The organism is Cloacibacterium caeni (genome assembly GCF_907163125.1).
GTDB lineage: Bacteria > Bacteroidota > Bacteroidia > Flavobacteriales > Weeksellaceae > Cloacibacterium > Cloacibacterium caeni_B.
This window is the reverse complement of record NZ_OU015319.1, coordinates 2,584,143-2,600,537: the sequence shown is the minus strand read 5'-3', so window position 1 is coordinate 2,600,537 and position 16,395 is coordinate 2,584,143. Positions and strand designations below refer to the sequence as shown.

The following is a 16,395-nucleotide window of genomic DNA, read 5'->3' as shown; positions in this document are numbered from 1 at the left end:
ATTTGATTTGAAATTTGAGGTTTAAAATTTTAGATTTTCTATAAATCTTGCATTTGTTTTTTATAAACTTTGTTAAAGTGATGCGTGTAAACATCTTTCATCAATTTGCCTTCATCATACGTTTTTAAGGCTAAATTTTTCAAATCTAAATAATCTTTATTCCTAATTTTTGAAACTTTTGCTTTATAAAAAATATTTTCAGCAAAGTCGTAAATTTTGCTTTGTTTTTCGAAGTTTTCTAAAGCTTTATCGTAATTTTTTAATTCAAAATAGGCAACACCTAATTGGTAATAATCATAAAAACCAGTGCTGTGATTTTTATTTGACAATTGATTTTCAAACAGTTCAATGGCTTTTTCTTTTTGATGAATAGCACTGTAGCAAATTGCTTTTACAATTTCTAAATGATAGTCGCCATTTTGAGAGCTGCCTAAATCTGTAGGGCGGTATTCTTTTAGTTTTTCTAAATCAATAATTGCACCTTGATAATCTCTCAGAAACTGAAATCTGCACCAAGCTCTGTAACCCAAATTTTGATTAGGATTAATTTCTACCGCTTTGTCTATCAGTTTTTTCCAAGTGATGAAATCGCCAGATTTTAAAAAAGGAACTGCTTTTTCTCTGTAAGCATAATCATTATTAGGACAAAGTTTTATGGCTTCATCAAACAAAGATTGTGCATACTCGTTCCATTGAAATTTCTCTGCTTTGTTAGAAATTTCACAGGATTTTTTGCAATTTTCGTCTTGTAATGCCTCACAATTTACTTGTGAAAGAGACAATCCAAAAATAAATAACCCAAAAAAATTAAGGTAAGATTTCAGTGACTTTTCCATTTTCTATTTTAAAGGTTAAATATTGATAATAATCTCTCTTTTCTAGGTTTTGCCAGCCGTTTAAATTTTTAGTAAATTCTAAAATCTCATTAACGAAACTTTTGTCAAAACTAAATTCTTTATAATCTGCATTGAATTGTTGAATTCGAAAGCGATTGGTTTTTCCTTCACAATTTACAATAAATCGTATGGTGATATATCCGTTACTTTTTGCATCAGTTTCTAAATTTAGTTGCTCAAAGTTTTCAATAATTGCTAGTTTTTCTCCTTCGTATTGCAGTTCTTTATTTAGATTAAAATATTGTAATTGACTAGTATTGCACAATTTAAAATTTTTATCATCTAATTTTTCATCAAATTCAATATCGCCAACATTAGAAGTTAGTTTTGATACTTTCTCAGTTTGACAACTGAATAGAATAGGGAAAAACATTAGAAGTAAAAATTTCATTAGAATTTTGTTTTTCATTTGTTTTGAGTGATGTTTTTACTTATAATTTTCTCCAATTTCTCTTCTAAATCAATTTCATTTTCATAAATTATTTTAAAATCTGCAATTCCTGAAACCGTGGTAGAATGTTCTGAACTTGAATTCCTTACATATATTACAGGTATGTTTTTAGCTTTTGCATAACGAACTTCAATTCCTATACCGATTCCTTTTTCTGAAACTTCAGCAATTAAAATGGCTGACTTTTCTACATCTTCCATTGCTTTTTGCATCATTTCCTTTTCTTCCTTTGCAGAAAATTGATATTCATCTACAAAAACAAATCCAGAAATTCCAAATTTTCCCAAAGCATTTTTTATCGCCTGAACTTCTTTTTCAAGTTCATTTTTTTTAGAAAAACTAATGGAAATGTAGGCTTGCATTTATTTGTAGTTTTTCACAAACTCAAAAACAGGATCAATACCATTCTTATAATCTTCAAAAGTTTCTTCAACGTTATAATCCGGTTTCATTGTTTCTTGATTCTTTTTTTTAGTAGTTAAAACAATTTCTGTAGAATACGAAACTTCAATTTTAGAATTATTCAAGCTAAAATAGTTTAAAAATCCGTAATGATTAGGTTTGCCCATAGTTTCCTCGCCAACAAAAATTGCTTTTGTGTTTTCTTGAAAAAACCTTGAATTTAGTATCGCAGCAGAAAATGTATCTCTACCAATTAAGACAAAAAGTTTTCCTTTTTTATCGATTTTAGAATTTATAACAACTTCTCTAATGAAATTATCTCCCTGCTTATAGCTTCCTCCTGAATTTAAACGCATATCAAATATTAGTTTTTCAACAGGATTATCATTAAGCATTTTTTTTACCTCATTTTGAAATTCTAGAAAAGAAGGAAGTGTTGTTTCTTCAGGCTTTCCTTTATAAATACTAGGTTCCTCTTTGCTTACACAAGAATTATAAAGAACATAAAGGATTTTTTCTTTTTCAAAATATTTTTTTTCAAAAATTTTCTTTTTATTTTCACGTATAAAAGTAATATTTTGAGGGTTTATTTTAATCTTATCATCATCTTTAATCTCTTCTGGAAGTAAAGTCTTTTCTGTTAACAAATTACTATTTTGAAAAGTAATTTTAATAGAATCATTTTTTGCAAAGCCGAAAAACCTTAACAATTGTGTAGAGTGCAATCCCGTTAAAGACTTTGATTTATATATAGCCTTGTTTTCATTGACAAAGAGACTGGAAATACTGTCTGTAACTTGCTTCACATCAAATCCATTAATTTTTAAAATCTTTTTCCCAAGTAATTCTTTATTTTCTTGGTTTGTTAAGGTAACATGGATTCCATCTTCAAAATAAAAATATCTTAATGGTAATGTTTTATCATTATTTAAATATTTACCCCAAGAAATGTTTGTATGAGTATCTCCTTGTTTTGCAATGATTTGTTGTAATTTTAATGCAATTTCTAAATCAGAAAGATTACTTGTCTGTGAAACAAGGTTGTCTAAATCTCTGTCAAACAACACTTTATCTCTTTTAAAAAATAAGTTGCAATGTTTTTTTGACAAATTTTCTCTCAAAAAATTGATATCTTCTTTCCATTTTTCAGGATTCATTTGCCCAAAAACAAATGAAATTGAAAAAAATAAAAAGATGAAAATGGTTATTCGTTTCATAAAATTTGATTTAAAAAATTTAAAACTTTGTCAAAGATTCTTTTGCTTCGCAAAAACTTTGACAAAGTAATGTTAAACAGTTTTCCCCAAAAGTGTGCCTTGAGTGCTGTCATGAACAAAAACAGTCACAAAGTCACCAATATTCTGTCCTTCTACTTTGTCAAAAACCACTACTGCATTCTGAGAAGTTCTTCCTTTCCATTGATTTTTATCTTTTTTAGACTCTCCTTCTATTAGAACTTCGTAGGTTTTGCCAACGTAAGATTTCATTCTTTTTCTGGATAATTCTCCTTGTAATGCAATGATTTCTGCTAATCTTCTTTGTTTAACATCAGCAGGAACATCATCTTCCATTTTTTTGTGAGCTGGAGTTCCTGGTCTTTCAGAATACGCAAACATATAACCGTAATCGTATTCTACTTGTCTCATTAAATCAAGAGTTAATTGGTGATCTTCTTCGGTTTCGCCACAGAAACCAGCAATCATATCTTGAGAAAAAGCAATGTCTGGAACTATTTCCTTTGCTTTTTTAATCAAATCTAAATATTCCTGACGTGTATGTTGACGATTCATTTTCTGCAAAATTCTATCACTTCCACTTTGTACAGGAAGGTGAATATATTTACAAACGTTATCGTATTTAGCAATCACTCGGAAAACTTCTTCTGTCATTTCGTGCGGATTAGAAGTAGAAAATCTGATTCTCATCGCAGGAACTGCTTTTGCTACCATTTCTAACAATTGAGCAAAATTTACAGCCGTAGCTTTTTGCATTTCCGAAGCTTTATCAAAATCTTTTTTAGGACCACCTCCATACCAAAGATATGAATCTACGTTTTGCCCAAGAAGCGTAATTTCTTTGTAGCCATTTTCCGCTAATGCCTTGCATTCTTTAATGATAGAATGCGGATCACGGCTTCTTTCTCTACCTCTGGTAAAAGGAACTACGCAAAAAGTACACATATTATCACAACCTCTGGTAATGGTTACGAATGCTGTAACACCGTTTCCACCTAAACGAACAGGATTAATATCTGCGTACGTTTCTTCTTTAGACAAAATAACATTGATGGCGTCTCTTCCGTCTTCTGTTTCCTTCAAAAGATTTGGCAAATCTCTATACGCATCTGGACCAACTACTAAGTCTACCAATTGTTCTTCTTCTAAAAATTTAGTTTTAAGACGTTCAGCCATACAACCAAGAACACCAACAGTAAGGTTAGGCCTTTCTTTTTTCAAATTTTTGAATTGTGAAAGTCGCATTCTCACCGTTTGTTCTGCTCTTTCTCTGATAGAGCAAGTATTCAGCAAAATTAAATCTGCTTCTTCTACTTTCATGGTGGTATTATAACCTTGTTCGTTAAGAATAGAGGCTACGATTTCGGAGTCTGAGAAGTTCATTTGACAACCGTAACTTTCTAAAAACAATTTTTTAGAATTTTCTGGTTTTTCTGCAATAGCAAAAGCTTCGCCTTGTTTAGTTTCGTCTATATATTTTTCTTGCACTTTTCAAATATTTTGAGTGCAAAGATAAGGAATTTTCTGACAAAATGGCAGGAGAAACACCTATTAAGAAAATAAAAAAATCGCTTTTCTCAAGCGACTTTTATTTTTTACATATCGAATAAATCTGTCCTGAAATTGACTTTCAGTCTTATTTTAGAATCTACTTTTGCACCATCGCAAGTTGCAGGCATCCATTTTTGATTCATGGCTTTTACCGCATTCTTAATGTCTGTTTGCAAAAGATTACTATTCGGAACTTCTGGTTTTAGTGCAAAATCCTTTAAATTTCCTTCTTTATCAATGTAGAAAATGAAATCAAAAGTTCCATTTACAGAGTATAAATTGTTAGAAAGACTGGCTTTTAGATTTTTAAATAATTTGTCTTTGAAACCATTTTCCCCGCCAATATATTGCGCATAAGTAGCATTCGCACATTTCAGTCTGTAAAATTCTAGCGGATTATTCATATCTAATGAAATATCTGCTCTACCAAATTCTTTAGAATTTTCTGTAATATCATTGTCTTCTACCAAATATTGTGCACTTACAAAACCGAAAGAAAACGTCATCATCACTAATAATAAAAATTTTTTCATGTCTTAAAATTTGTTAGTAAATTTACAAAAAAAGGTTGTAAACGAATTACAACCTCTGATTTAAAATTTATAAAACTTCAATTTGATTTTTCAATAAATCATCGAATTCTTCTCTTTTTCTGATGAGATGTGCTTTTCCATCTAAGAATAAAACTTCAGCTGGTTTCAATCTAGAATTGAAATTTGAACTCATCTCAAAACCATAAGCTCCTGCATTTCTGAACACTAAAATATCTCCTTCTCTTACTTCATGTAATTTTCTGTCCCAAGCAAAAGTATCGGTTTCACAGATATTTCCAACTACGGTATAAATTCTTTCAGTTCCTTTCGGATTGGTTAGATTTTCGATGACGTGATATGAATCATAGAACATCGGTCTGATTAAATGGTTAAATCCAGAATTTACGCCTACAAAAACGGTAGCAGTAGTTTGTTTAATCACGTTAGATTTTACCAAAAAATGTCCAGATTTAGAAACCAAATATTTCCCTGGCTCAAACCACAATTCAAAATCTTTTCCTGTTTCTTTTTTGAACTGAGCGACTGCTTTTTCTACTTTTTTACCCAAAGCTTTCACATCAGTTTCTAACTCGCCTTTTTGGTAAGGAACTTTGAAACCGCTTCCCATATCAATATATTTAAGATTTGGAAAACTTTCTGAAAGTTCAAACATAATTTCTAAACCTTGCAAGAAAACTTCTGGGTCTTTAATCTCGCTACCAGTATGCATGTGCAAACCTTCAATATTGAGATTAGTAGATTTCATCACGCGTTCTATGTGACGCATTTGGTGAATAGAAATTCCAAATTTAGAATCAATGTGTCCTGTAGAAATTTTGTAATTTCCTCCTGCAAAAATATGTGGATTAATTCTTAGAAAAACTGGGTAAGAATCGCCATATTTAGTCCCGAATTGCTCTAAAATAGAGATGTTATCAATATTAATATGAACGTTTAGAGCCATTGCTTCTTCTATTTCGGCAAGGTCTACACAATTGGGCGTAAATAAAATTCTCTCAGCCGAAAAACCAGCTTTTAAACCTAATTTTACTTCGTTTATAGAAACACAATCAAGATTAGCTCCTAATTTTTCTACATATTTTAGGATGTTGATATTGGTGAGTGATTTACAAGCGTAGAAAAACTTAGTGCTCTCTACAAAAGAAGTGGTGAGTTTCTCATACTGAGATTTTATAGAATCGGCGTCATAAACATAAACCGGCGTTCCGAATTCTTCTGCAATCTGAAGCAAATCTTGATTTGTCATAATAAAAATTTTACTGCAAAAATATAAATTTTAGATTTTAAAACCAAACAATAATTTTATTTAGTAAAAATTATCTATTTTGAGTGTTATTTTTAGATTTATTTAGGTAATTTTTCTATTTTATACTCGTTTTTCAGTAAAGATAGTTTTAAATCATTGATGATTTCTGGCGAAACTTTCTTCACTTCTATCTGCAATTTATTTAATTTCTTCCTAGATTGAATCTGATGGAACAATTCATAATACCCAAATGAAATCAATTTTCCTTCTTCTATGATGAGAAATGATTTCTCGCCGAGATTTCTTCCTTTTCCAATCCATAGTTCATTTCTACCTTTCAGCGTAATGAGCTCTTTCAGTGTTTTATAATCGCTAAGCGTTTCATTTTCGGTGATATAATGCTTCACTTTGCTGCCTTGAGAAAAATTTTTGAATTTCAACAAAGGTTTTTCAGTGTGAAGAGAATTTTTTTCAACCTTAAATTTTCCATCAATGTAGAACAAACCATAAGGTAAAAACTGCTTCTTCGATTTATTTTGATTCAACAAAATCAATCTCGCAATCGTATCTGTTCCCGTAAGTTCATAATTAATTTGGGCAACTTCTTCCTGAATGCCTTGCCATTTAACAGATTTAGAATTGAATAATTTTTTAGAAACTCTAAAAATATCATCTACATAATCTTCAAAAAGAATGGCTCCAGAAGCATTTTGAAAATACACAAACCCTTTCTCCGAAGGTAAATCCTGAGTAAGTTCCTTTATTTTATTGATATAAGATTTTGCATTGCTTTCTTCGTGATGCTGCTGAATAATTTCATGGCTGTTGTCTTTGGTTTTTAACAATTTAAAAAGTTCCAAAGTTGCTCTTGCATCACCAGAAGCTCTGTGTTCATCTACCAAAGGAATTCCGATAGATTTACATAATTTCCCCAGAGAATAACTTTTTTCATGAGGAATCAGTTTTTTTGCCAAAGGAATCGTGTCTAAAGTATTGATTTTAAAATCAAAACCTAGTCTTTTAAAACTTTGACGAAGCATTCTGTAATCAAAATCTATATTGTGTCCTACTAAAATGGTTCCTTCTGTAATTTCTACGATTCTTTTGGCGATTTCATGAAATTTTGGGGCGGTTTTTACCATTTTTTGGGTAATTCCTGTCAGTTTTTGTACAAAGGGAGATATTTCACTTTCTGGATTAACAAGTGAAATAAATTGGTCTGTGATAACGTGGCCATCATATCTGAAAATCGCAATTTCTATAATGCTTTCTTTTCTATAAGGCGCTCCGTTTCCTTCTATGTCTATTATGGTATACAAAACGAAAAATAAATATCCCACAAATTTACGGTTTATAAATTGGTGGGATTTATAAAATTATAAGATTTTTTTTACCTTCTCATCTTCAATCCAAACATTCCGAGGACAAATTTGGCGCCTTCTCTGGCTAAAGTTGTGGTGAATGTTCTTCCAGCTCTAGATTTCATGACTTGCTCGAACATTCCTGGTTCTTCTTTGGGTTGTCTTGCCGTAGATTTTTCTTGTGCTACTTCTTTTTCTACTTCCGCAGCTTGTTCCATGCGTTTGGCTAAAATTTCGTAGGCAGATTCTTTGTCTACCTCATTTTTATATTTTTTAACCAAATCAGAAGAATTAACCAAATCGTCTATCTCTTCAGAAGTCAAAACATCCATTCTAGATTCTGGAGAAATCAAATAAGTATGAACCAACGGTGTTGGAATTCCTTTTTCATCAAGCGCTGTTACGAAAGCTTCACCAATTCCTAAATTCTGAATCAAATTGGCCGCGTCATAATATTCGGTAATAGGATAATTTTCTACCGCTTTATCAATTTCTTTTCTGTCTTTTGCTGTGAAACCACGCAAAGCGTGCTGAATTTTAAGCCCTAACTGAGAAAGTACATTTTCTGGAACATCTCCTGGAATTTGAGTGATAAAATAAATTCCCACTCCTTTGGAACGAATGAGTTTCACCATTGTTTCTATCTGCGAAAGCAAAGCTTTACTCGCTTCATTGAAAATCAAATGCGCTTCGTCTATAAAAAGAACTAATTTTGGTTTTCCGCTGTCTCCTTCTTCTGGAAAAGTCATGTAAATTTCTGCAAAAAGAGAAAGCATAAACGTAGAAAACAATTGCGGCTGATTCTGAATATCTGCAACTCTCAAAACGTTTACCACGCCTTTTCCGCCTCTGGTTTGCAATAAATCTTCTACATCAAAACTTGGTTCACCGAAAAAATTCGTTGCCCCTTGTTGTTCCATCGCTACAATCGAACGAAGAATTGCACCTAAAGAAGCTGGTGATATAGAACCATAATTGTCTGCTAATTCTTTTTTACCTTCTGCGTTATCAGTTACATATTGCAAAACTTTTTTCAAATCATCTAAATCAATGAGCGGCAACGCTTTGTCATCTGCATATTTGAAAACGATAGACATAATACTTGACTGCGTTTCATTTAAGCCTAAAATTTTAGAAAGTAAAACCGGACCAAATTCTGTAACGGTAGCTCTCAGTTTCAAGCCTTTTTCCGCAGAAATAGTCATGAGTTCTACTGGAAAAGATTGCGGCTGATATGGCAATTGCGTTTTTGCATATCTTTCGTTGATTTTATCATTTTGTTCGCCTTCTACAGCAATTCCAGAAAGGTCACCCTTAATATCCATCACTAAAGTTGGAATGCCTTTATGCGAAAGCTGTTCTACAAAAACTTGTAGCGTTTTGGTCTTTCCTGTACCTGTTGCTCCCGCAATCAGACCATGTCTATTGACTGTTTTTAGAGGAACGGTAACATCTACTTCAGTAATTACTTCTCCGTCTAACATTCCCTTTCCTAGAACGATATATTCTCCTTTTGGTTGATATCTTGCGTTAAGTTCTTCTATAAATTTTGATTTGTTAGCCATTTTTACTTTTTTTTAATTTTTAAATTTAAAAAATTTAGAAATACTTCTGCGATTTATTTTTTAAATGTATTTTTGCCCTGATTAAAATCATTTGCTTAATAAGATAAATTTGTCCTATTTTTGTAATGCAATGAAAAGTGCTATTTCTTTCATATTATCTTCAATTATATTTCTGGCAAGTTTCCAGAACTCACTTTTCTATGTAGACTATCAAATCAATACAGAATTCTACGAAACATATTGTATTAACAAACAAAAACCAGAATTAGACTGTAACGGTAAATGTCAGGTAAAGAAAGCAACGGAGCAATCTCAAAATCCAGCTTCGCAAATTAAATATGCTTTTGAACTGAACATCCTCCCTTGTAAACCCATAGAAACTGAAATCAAAAATCCTTTTTCTTTGGAACTCAAATCTAAAAAGTTTTCATATAACCATATTTTCACTTTAGATGGTTATACTCACATTCTACCAGATCCTCCGAAAAATTTAGCTTAAACCTAATCACTTTTTTCGCTCAGAACATTTCTCTTTATCATCATTTGATGAAGTGCAGTGACACATGATTATTTAATCTAAATTTTAAAAACAATGAATATTAAACTTTATAGCATTGCTGCAATATTTTTTGCAACAACACATTCTTTATTCGCTCAACAAGTACAAGACAGCACGTACCGAAATATAGAAGTCGTAAAAATTACCAAAGTTTTACCTAAATCTCAAAACAAACAAAACTTAGAAACCAAACAATCTGATTTACTGAATCACGATGCAGGAAAATTCCTGAATTCTATTCCAGAAATTAACGGAATTAAAAAAGCTGGAAATTATGCTACTGATCCAGTTTTGAGAGGTTTCAAATATGAGCAGTTGAATATTGTTATTGACGGAGCAGCTCATGCCGTAAATGCGTGTCCAAGTAGAATGGACCCTGCAGTTTCTCAAGTCAATATGAACATGGTTCAAGAAGCTGAAATTTACAAAGGACCTTATCATTTCCGTTATGGAAATTCTTTCGGAGGAACTATTAATTTCGTAACACTTGCTCCTGAATTTACAGAAAATTTAAAATTAGGTGGTAGAATTTCTTCTGGCTACGAAAGCAACGGAAACGTTTTTAGAAATGAATTGTTTTCTCAACTTTCACACCAAAAAATTGTTTGGGATTTATTCGGTTCTTATCAAAAAGGAGACCGCTACAAAGATGGAAACGGTGACGAAGTGCGTTCTGCTTTTCTAAGATACAACATGGGAACTAAAGGAAATTTCAAATGGAATGACCAAAATGTAACCACATTACAAATCAACACCAATCAAGGAAGAGATGTAGAATTTGCTGCACTTAACATGGATTTAATTTATGATAAAACATGGATGTTCCAGTTAAAACATTTGGCAGAATTCAACCAAAAATATTTAAAACACATAGATTTTAATTCTTACTACTCTTTCGTAGACCATTCTATGGGAACTCCTGATAGAAAAATGGTTTCTGATGTACAATCTACCACTTATGGAGCACGATTAGAATCTAAATTCGCTTTTGGAAAAAATATTTTCTACACTGGCTTAGATTACAAACATGAAGGCGCAGAAAACATCAGAATGATTATGCCTGCAATGATGCCAATGAGAGACGGAACTTCTTGGCAAGATTCTTCTATTGACCAAATCGGCTGGTTTAATGAATATCAAATCAATTTTAAAAATTCAAAATTAGTAGCTTCTCTTCGTTTAGATTACAATAAAGGTGATGCGAAAGCACTTTCTAATCTATTCAAAACACTTTACGGAGACGGAAAAGCAGAAAATTTTAATCACAGCTTAAGTTTAGGATATAATAAAAATCTGTGCAACCATAATCAGTTAGGAATTTGGCTAGGAAGAGCACAACGCAGTGGAAGTTTAACCGAAAGATATATCAATAGATTTGCTGTAGGAATAGACGCTTACGAATTAGTAGGAAATCCTGATTTAAAACCAGAAACTAACAACCAAATCGACCTTATTTTTACCCATAAAAAAGATAATATTTTCTTCCAAGCAGATGTTTTCTATTCTTATTTAGAAAATTATATTTCTGGAGTGATTGTTCCCATCAAACCTTATTCTATGACGGCACCAGGAACCAGACAAATTCAAAATATAGAAAAAGCCTTCAAAACAGGAGTCGAAACCAGATTTAATTGGCAATTTTCACCAAAATTCCGCACAGAATTGGCAGCAGCTTATACCTATGCAGAAGACATGAACACCAATAATCCTTTACCAGAAATCGCTCCGCTAGATTTCCGTTGGAATGTGTTAGCAGATTTTTCGCCAGTAAGTTTGGGACTTCATTACAGATATTCAGCAAAACAAAGCAGAATCAATCCAACTTTTGGTGAATTTACTACTCCAGAATTTTCTGTGTTTGATTTCACCTCAAAATACAATGTTTTCAAAAATGCTACTTTAAGTTTTGAAGTTTTAAACATTTTTGACCGTGCTTATGCAGAACATTTAAACAGAACACTTTCTACCAATAAAAAACAAAGAATTTTAGCCGTTGGTAGAAGCTTTAACGTTGGTTTTAGCTATAATTTTTAATACATTTTTTTCTTTTGTGTCTAAAACATTTTAGGCACAAAAGTTTTATTTTTTAGTCTAAGAGAGCCTAGCGAATTTTCCTAGGCTTTACTTTTAGAAGATTGACAAACCTCATCTCTTATTACACATAGGAATGTCAATATTTTTGCTTAAATTTGTTAATCATCAAAAATAAAAAAATCATGGATAAAGCATATATTTTATCTAGCATTATAGATGAGTATCAAAAAGTTATTGACAACCTAAAAGCTTCGGTGGAACGTTACAAGCATGAATCTGATATTGACGAAGATAACACGTTAGACCCAGAAGATTATGCCAGACAAACTGAAGCCAAAGATATGCAGCTTCGCTTTGAAAAAATGCTGAACGAAGCCAAACAAAATCTGAAATTTTTAGAAGATTCTAAATCAGAAACTAAGGAAATTGCAGAAGCTGGTGCTTTATTAGAGACCGATAAGAATTATCTGTTTATCGGAGTTTCTGTTCCAGCATTTAAATTGGGAGACAAGGATGTGATTTCGTTCTCAGAAGATGCTCCTATTTACCAAAACGTAAAAGGCAAAACACCAGGCGAAACCATGGAAATGGGAAGTAATAACTTTGAAATTAAAAATATTTTTTAAATGTCAAAAACTACAGAATTTAGCGCAACACCAGAACTTCTTAAACAGTTATACGAATACAGCATTATAAAAAATTACGAAGCTGGCGATGTTATTTTAGACGAAAACGCAAGAATTCGTTCTATTCCTATCGTTACCAAAGGAAGCATAAAAGTAATGCGTACCGAAGAAGATGGTAGAGAAATTTTACTTTATTATATAAAAGCTGGCGAAAGTTGCGTAATGTCTTTCCTTGGTGGTTTACACGGAGAAACCTCTAAAGTAAAAGCCGAAGTAGAAGAAGATGCAGAAATATTATTTTTGCCTACGGAAAAAGTAGCGCAACTCATCAAAACGCATCCAGAATGGTTGGATTATATTTTCAAATTATACCATAAACGCTTTGAAGAATTGCTAGAAATGGTAAATGAAGTAACTTTCAAAAAAGTAGATGATAGATTGCTCTCTTTGCTTCAAAAAAAATCAGAACTTACCGATTCTAAAATTATTCATAGCACACACGAACAATTGGCCAATGAATTAGGAACTGCCAGAGTAGTGGTTTCCAGACTACTAAAATCGCTGGAAGAAGATGGCAAACTAAAATTAGGAAGAAATAAAATTGAACTTTTATCATAAAAATGCAACTTAAGTTGCATTTTTTTATTTTTACAAAACAGAACTTTGCAAAAATTTGATTAATGGAATTCTTAGGATACTTTTTCGCACTTATCATCGGGTTAATTATGGGAATAATTGGCGGTGGTGGAAGTATTTTAGGTGTTCCTATTTTTGTATATTTGTTTGAAATGAACGCTTTAACCGCAACTACTCTTTCCCTTTTTGTAGTGGGAGTTGCGAGTGCAGTTGGCGCTACAGGAAATGCAAAACAAGGAAATGTAGATTTTAAAACCGCTTTATTATTTGGGATTCCTTCTGTATTTTCTGTGATTTTTGTTCGCAAAATTATTTTACCTCATCTTCCTGATCCTCTTTTCAGCATAGGAACATTTCCTATTGAAAAAAATCTATTCATTTTAGTTCTTTTTGCTTCTTTAATGCTCATTTCTTCCATTAAAATGATTGTAGGAAATCAAAAAATAGAAACTACTAATCAAAGTCCGCAATATCCTATGTTGGTCACCCAAGGAATTGCTGTAGGTATGATTACAGGAATGATTGGAGCTGGCGGTGGTTTTCTCATTGTTCCCGCATTAGTCATGCTGCTTAATTTAGAAATGAAAAAAGCCATCGGAACTTCTATGATGATTATTTCTATGAATTCTCTTTTAGGTTTTTTAAGCTCTCAAAAAACAGAAATCAATTGGCAATTTCTTTTGATTTTCACTTCAATTGCTGTCATTGGAATGCTGATTGGAATTCAGTTGGCAAAAAAAATAAATAGCAAAAAACTGAAACCTATTTTCGGTTGGTTTGTTTTGATGATGGGAATTTATATCATCATCAAAGAAATTTTTTTTCACTAAATCTCTTTAATAGTGATTCTCTATCGAACTATGTGATTTTTGTTACAGAAATCTATTAAAATTTACCCCATTTTTGTACTACAAATTACGAAGAAAAAAAAGTCATAGATTTTTTGTTGTAACTTCGTAGTGTAGTAACATATAAAAATATTAAAATGAAAATAGAACAAATTTATACTGGTTGTTTAGCTCAAGGAGCTTATTACATTGTTTCTGAAGGAGAAGCAGCCATCATTGATCCATTAAGAGAGGTACAACCTTATCTTGATCGATTGGCAAAAGATAACGTAAAACTCAAATACATTTTTGAGACCCATTTTCATGCAGATTTTGTATCTGGTCATGTAGATTTATCTAAAAAAACAGGCGCTCCTATTATTTATGGACCAACTGCTGCACCAGAATTTGAAGCCATCGTAGCAGAAGACAATCAAGTTTTCGAAATTGGAAAAATAAAAATCAAAGTTCTTCACACTCCAGGTCACACCATGGAAAGTTCTACCTATTTATTGATAGACGAAAATGGTAAAAATCATGCAATTTTCTCTGGTGACACTTTATTTTTAGGAGATGTAGGAAGACCAGATTTAGCTCAAAAAGCGGCAAATCTTACGCAAGAAGAATTAGCGGGATTGCTATATGATTCATTGTACAATAAAATTCTTCCTTTAGAAGATGACGTTACCGTTTATCCAGCTCACGGCGCTGGTTCTGCATGTGGAAAGAACATGCAAAAAGAAACAGTAGACACTTTAGGAAATCAAAAACAAACCAATTACGCTCTAAAACAAACCTCTAAAGAAAGTTTTATTGCTGCAGTTTTAGACGGTTTAACCGCTCCACCGAAATATTTCGGTATGAATGTAGCGATGAACAAAAAAGGCTATACCAGTTTTGATGAGGTTTTAGCAAAAGGTAAAACAGCACTTTCTGTAGATGAATTTGAAACTGCTGCCGAAGAAACTGGAGCTTTAATTTTAGACACCAGAAATGCTGCAGAATTTTATAAAGGATTTATTCCTCAATCGATTAATATCGGGTTGAAAGGAGATTTTGCACCTTGGGTTGGAAGCATGATTGTAGATGTTCAACAGCCTATTCTTTTGGTTTGTGATGATTGCACCGAAGAAGAAACCATTACCAGACTTTCTAGAGTAGGATTTGATAATGTTTTAGGATACTTAAAAGGCGGTTTTGAAAGCTGGAAAAATTCAGGAAAAGAAATTGATACCATTCATAGAATTTCACCAGAAGAATTTGCAGAAAAATTTAATGAAAACAGCAAGGTTATTGACGTAAGAAAAGAAGGAGAATATGCCGCAGAACACGTAAATGATGCTTATAGTAAACCTTTAGCATACATTAATGACTGGGTAGGAAACATCAATCCAGATGAACATTTTTTCTTGCATTGCGCAGGTGGCTACAGAAGTATGATTGCCGCAAGTATTTTACAAGCAAGAGGTTATAGAAATTTCACAGAAGTAGAAGGTGGTTTTAACGGAATTAAAAAAACAGAAAAAGTTCCTACTACAGATTTTGTATGTCAAAGTAAAACTGCATTCTAATGAATATCTTCGAAAAAACAGACTTCACAGGAGATAAACCTTCTGTAGTAAGCATCAAAAAAACGGATAAAGTCAACCTTTTTACCGTAGGCTTATCAGAAAAACAAGTGTTAGCAAAGCATATCACAACCATTCCTGCAACTTTAGTTTTACTAAGAGGGAAAGTAGACTTTAACATCTCTGGAGAAACAACTGTTTTAAGAGAAGGAGATATTTACGAAATCCCAGTAAATGTAGAACATGAAGTGATAGGAAGAGATATAGAAAATGTGTTCTTAATTGTAAAAGAGTTATAAAATTGAACCAATTTGATCAAAATTTTTGGAATTCTCGTTGGGAAAATGGCGAAACAGGTTGGGACATAGGAGAAGCTTCTTCACCTATTGCAGAATATTTTTTGCAAGTAGAAGATAAAGAGGTTAAAATATTAATTCCCGGCTGTGGAAATGCCCACGAAGCAGAATTGCTTTTAGAAGAAGGTTTTACAAACATCACGCTTCTAGACATTGCTCAGAAAGCTTGCGAAGTGATTTCTCAGAAATTTTCTCACCACGAAGTAGAAGTCATCTGCGAAGATTTTTTCGAACACCAAGGAAAATATGACATCATTGTAGAACAAACATTTTTCTGCGCACTTGATCCAGTTTTAAGAGCAAAATACGTAGAAAAAATGTACGATTTACTTACCGAAAATGGCAAAATCATTGGAGTAATGTTCAATAAAGATTTCGGAAATCCATTCCCTCCATTTGGTGGAAATATAGAAGAATACAAATCTCTTTTCAGCGAAAAATTCGAGATTAAAACATTAGAAAACTGCTACAACAGTATAAAACCAAGACAAAACACCGAAGTTTTTATTAACTTCACTAAAAAATAAA

The 16,395-nt window shown here is 32.2% G+C and carries 17 protein-coding genes; 8 read left to right on the top strand and 9 right to left on the bottom strand.

The features are described 5' to 3' along the window. Positions 1 to 38 precede the first annotated feature (38 nt). The 9 genes from KKQ79_RS12105 to KKQ79_RS12065 form a co-directional block, all read right to left on the bottom strand. A complete protein-coding gene (locus KKQ79_RS12105) occupies positions 39 to 836 on the bottom strand; it encodes a tetratricopeptide repeat protein (RefSeq protein ID WP_213190352.1) in 798 nt (265 codons plus the stop codon). Further along, a complete protein-coding gene (locus KKQ79_RS12100) occupies positions 808 to 1,305 on the bottom strand; it encodes a hypothetical protein (RefSeq protein WP_213190351.1) in 498 nt (165 codons plus the stop codon). Before KKQ79_RS12100 ends, KKQ79_RS12105 begins: the two co-directional genes overlap by 29 nt. Next, the gene (locus KKQ79_RS12095) at positions 1,302 to 1,709 is read right to left on the bottom strand and encodes a hypothetical protein (RefSeq protein ID WP_213190350.1); all 408 of its coding nucleotides are present in this window, start codon (positions 1,707 to 1,709) and stop codon (positions 1,302 to 1,304) included. The genes KKQ79_RS12100 and KKQ79_RS12095 overlap by 4 nt, the downstream gene beginning before the upstream one ends. Then, on the bottom strand, positions 1,710 to 2,966 hold the full coding sequence (locus tag KKQ79_RS12090) for a S41 family peptidase (protein WP_213190349.1): 1,257 nt from the start codon (positions 2,964 to 2,966) through the stop codon (positions 1,710 to 1,712). A gap of 72 nt (positions 2,967 to 3,038) precedes the next feature. Further along, positions 3,039 to 4,472: a tRNA (N6-isopentenyl adenosine(37)-C2)-methylthiotransferase MiaB gene (miaB, locus tag KKQ79_RS12085; protein ID WP_213190348.1), complete on the bottom strand. Its 1,434-nt coding sequence runs from the start codon at positions 4,470 to 4,472 to the stop codon at positions 3,039 to 3,041. Between the two features lie 107 nt (positions 4,473 to 4,579). Then, the gene (locus KKQ79_RS12080) at positions 4,580 to 5,068 is read right to left on the bottom strand and encodes an energy transducer TonB (RefSeq protein WP_104792895.1); all 489 of its coding nucleotides are present in this window, start codon (positions 5,066 to 5,068) and stop codon (positions 4,580 to 4,582) included. 67 nt (positions 5,069 to 5,135) lie between these two features. Further along, the gene (lysA, locus tag KKQ79_RS12075) at positions 5,136 to 6,335 is read right to left on the bottom strand and encodes a diaminopimelate decarboxylase (protein ID WP_213190347.1); all 1,200 of its coding nucleotides are present in this window, start codon (positions 6,333 to 6,335) and stop codon (positions 5,136 to 5,138) included. 98 nt (positions 6,336 to 6,433) lie between these two features. Next, positions 6,434 to 7,654 (bottom strand): 3'-5' exonuclease, encoded by a 1,221-nt coding sequence (locus KKQ79_RS12070; protein WP_213190740.1) that lies wholly within the window; start codon positions 7,652 to 7,654, stop codon positions 6,434 to 6,436. A gap of 71 nt (positions 7,655 to 7,725) precedes the next feature. Next, on the bottom strand, positions 7,726 to 9,261 hold the full coding sequence (locus KKQ79_RS12065; RefSeq protein WP_213190346.1) for a helicase HerA-like domain-containing protein: 1,536 nt from the start codon (positions 9,259 to 9,261) through the stop codon (positions 7,726 to 7,728). Between the two features lie 130 nt (positions 9,262 to 9,391). Between KKQ79_RS12065 and KKQ79_RS12060 the strand changes: the two genes are divergently transcribed. The 8 genes from KKQ79_RS12060 (at position 9,392) to KKQ79_RS12025 (ending at position 16,394) form a co-directional block, all read left to right on the top strand. After that, on the top strand, positions 9,392 to 9,760 hold the full coding sequence (locus KKQ79_RS12060; protein ID WP_213190345.1) for a hypothetical protein: 369 nt from the start codon (positions 9,392 to 9,394) through the stop codon (positions 9,758 to 9,760). A gap of 93 nt (positions 9,761 to 9,853) precedes the next feature. Then, a complete protein-coding gene (locus KKQ79_RS12055; protein ID WP_213190344.1) occupies positions 9,854 to 11,854 on the top strand; it encodes a TonB-dependent receptor domain-containing protein in 2,001 nt (666 codons plus the stop codon). Between the two features lie 182 nt (positions 11,855 to 12,036). Then, positions 12,037 to 12,480, top strand: coding sequence for a hypothetical protein (locus KKQ79_RS12050; protein WP_213190343.1), 444 nt, complete (start codon positions 12,037 to 12,039; stop codon positions 12,478 to 12,480). Beyond that, positions 12,481 to 13,098 (top strand): Crp/Fnr family transcriptional regulator, encoded by a 618-nt coding sequence (locus KKQ79_RS12045; protein ID WP_069800423.1) that lies wholly within the window; start codon positions 12,481 to 12,483, stop codon positions 13,096 to 13,098. A 62-nt stretch (positions 13,099 to 13,160) separates the two neighbouring features. Continuing rightward, entirely contained in the window at positions 13,161 to 13,946 is a 786-nt protein-coding gene (locus KKQ79_RS12040) for a sulfite exporter TauE/SafE family protein (protein ID WP_213190342.1), read from the top strand. Between the two features lie 155 nt (positions 13,947 to 14,101). Continuing rightward, complete coding sequence (locus KKQ79_RS12035) at positions 14,102 to 15,514, top strand: MBL fold metallo-hydrolase (RefSeq protein WP_213190341.1); 1,413 nt, start codon at positions 14,102 to 14,104, stop codon at positions 15,512 to 15,514. After that, positions 15,514 to 15,810 carry a cupin domain-containing protein gene (locus KKQ79_RS12030; RefSeq protein ID WP_213190340.1) on the top strand — a complete coding sequence of 99 codons (297 nt, stop codon included), beginning with the start codon at positions 15,514 to 15,516 and terminating at the stop codon, positions 15,808 to 15,810. Before KKQ79_RS12035 ends, KKQ79_RS12030 begins: the two co-directional genes overlap by 1 nt. Before the next feature lie 2 nt (positions 15,811 to 15,812). Further along, the gene (locus KKQ79_RS12025; protein WP_213190339.1) at positions 15,813 to 16,394 is read left to right on the top strand and encodes a methyltransferase; all 582 of its coding nucleotides are present in this window, start codon (positions 15,813 to 15,815) and stop codon (positions 16,392 to 16,394) included. The last annotated feature ends 1 nt before the right edge of the window (position 16,395 follow it).

Bases quoted from the DNA above. Each gene is read 5' to 3' on its own strand.
- KKQ79_RS12105 (WP_213190352.1), bottom strand. From the start codon at position 836: ATGGAAAAGTCACTGAAATCTTACCTTAATTTTTTTGGGTTATTTATT.
- KKQ79_RS12100 (WP_213190351.1), bottom strand. From the start codon at position 1,305: ATGAAAAACAAAATTCTAATGAAATTTTTACTTCTAATGTTTTTCCCT.
- KKQ79_RS12095 (WP_213190350.1), bottom strand. From the start codon at position 1,709: ATGCAAGCCTACATTTCCATTAGTTTTTCTAAAAAAAATGAACTTGAA.
- KKQ79_RS12090 (WP_213190349.1), bottom strand. From the start codon at position 2,966: ATGAAACGAATAACCATTTTCATCTTTTTATTTTTTTCAATTTCATTT.
- KKQ79_RS12080 (WP_104792895.1), bottom strand. From the start codon at position 5,068: ATGAAAAAATTTTTATTATTAGTGATGATGACGTTTTCTTTCGGTTTT.
- lysA (WP_213190347.1), bottom strand. From the start codon at position 6,335: ATGACAAATCAAGATTTGCTTCAGATTGCAGAAGAATTCGGAACGCCG.
- KKQ79_RS12065 (WP_213190346.1), bottom strand. From the start codon at position 9,261: ATGGCTAACAAATCAAAATTTATAGAAGAACTTAACGCAAGATATCAA.
- KKQ79_RS12060 (WP_213190345.1), top strand. From the start codon at position 9,392: ATGAAAAGTGCTATTTCTTTCATATTATCTTCAATTATATTTCTGGCA.
- KKQ79_RS12055 (WP_213190344.1), top strand. From the start codon at position 9,854: ATGAATATTAAACTTTATAGCATTGCTGCAATATTTTTTGCAACAACA.
- KKQ79_RS12050 (WP_213190343.1), top strand. From the start codon at position 12,037: ATGGATAAAGCATATATTTTATCTAGCATTATAGATGAGTATCAAAAA.
- KKQ79_RS12045 (WP_069800423.1), top strand. From the start codon at position 12,481: ATGTCAAAAACTACAGAATTTAGCGCAACACCAGAACTTCTTAAACAG.
- KKQ79_RS12040 (WP_213190342.1), top strand. From the start codon at position 13,161: ATGGAATTCTTAGGATACTTTTTCGCACTTATCATCGGGTTAATTATG.
- KKQ79_RS12035 (WP_213190341.1), top strand. From the start codon at position 14,102: ATGAAAATAGAACAAATTTATACTGGTTGTTTAGCTCAAGGAGCTTAT.
- KKQ79_RS12030 (WP_213190340.1), top strand. From the start codon at position 15,514: ATGAATATCTTCGAAAAAACAGACTTCACAGGAGATAAACCTTCTGTA.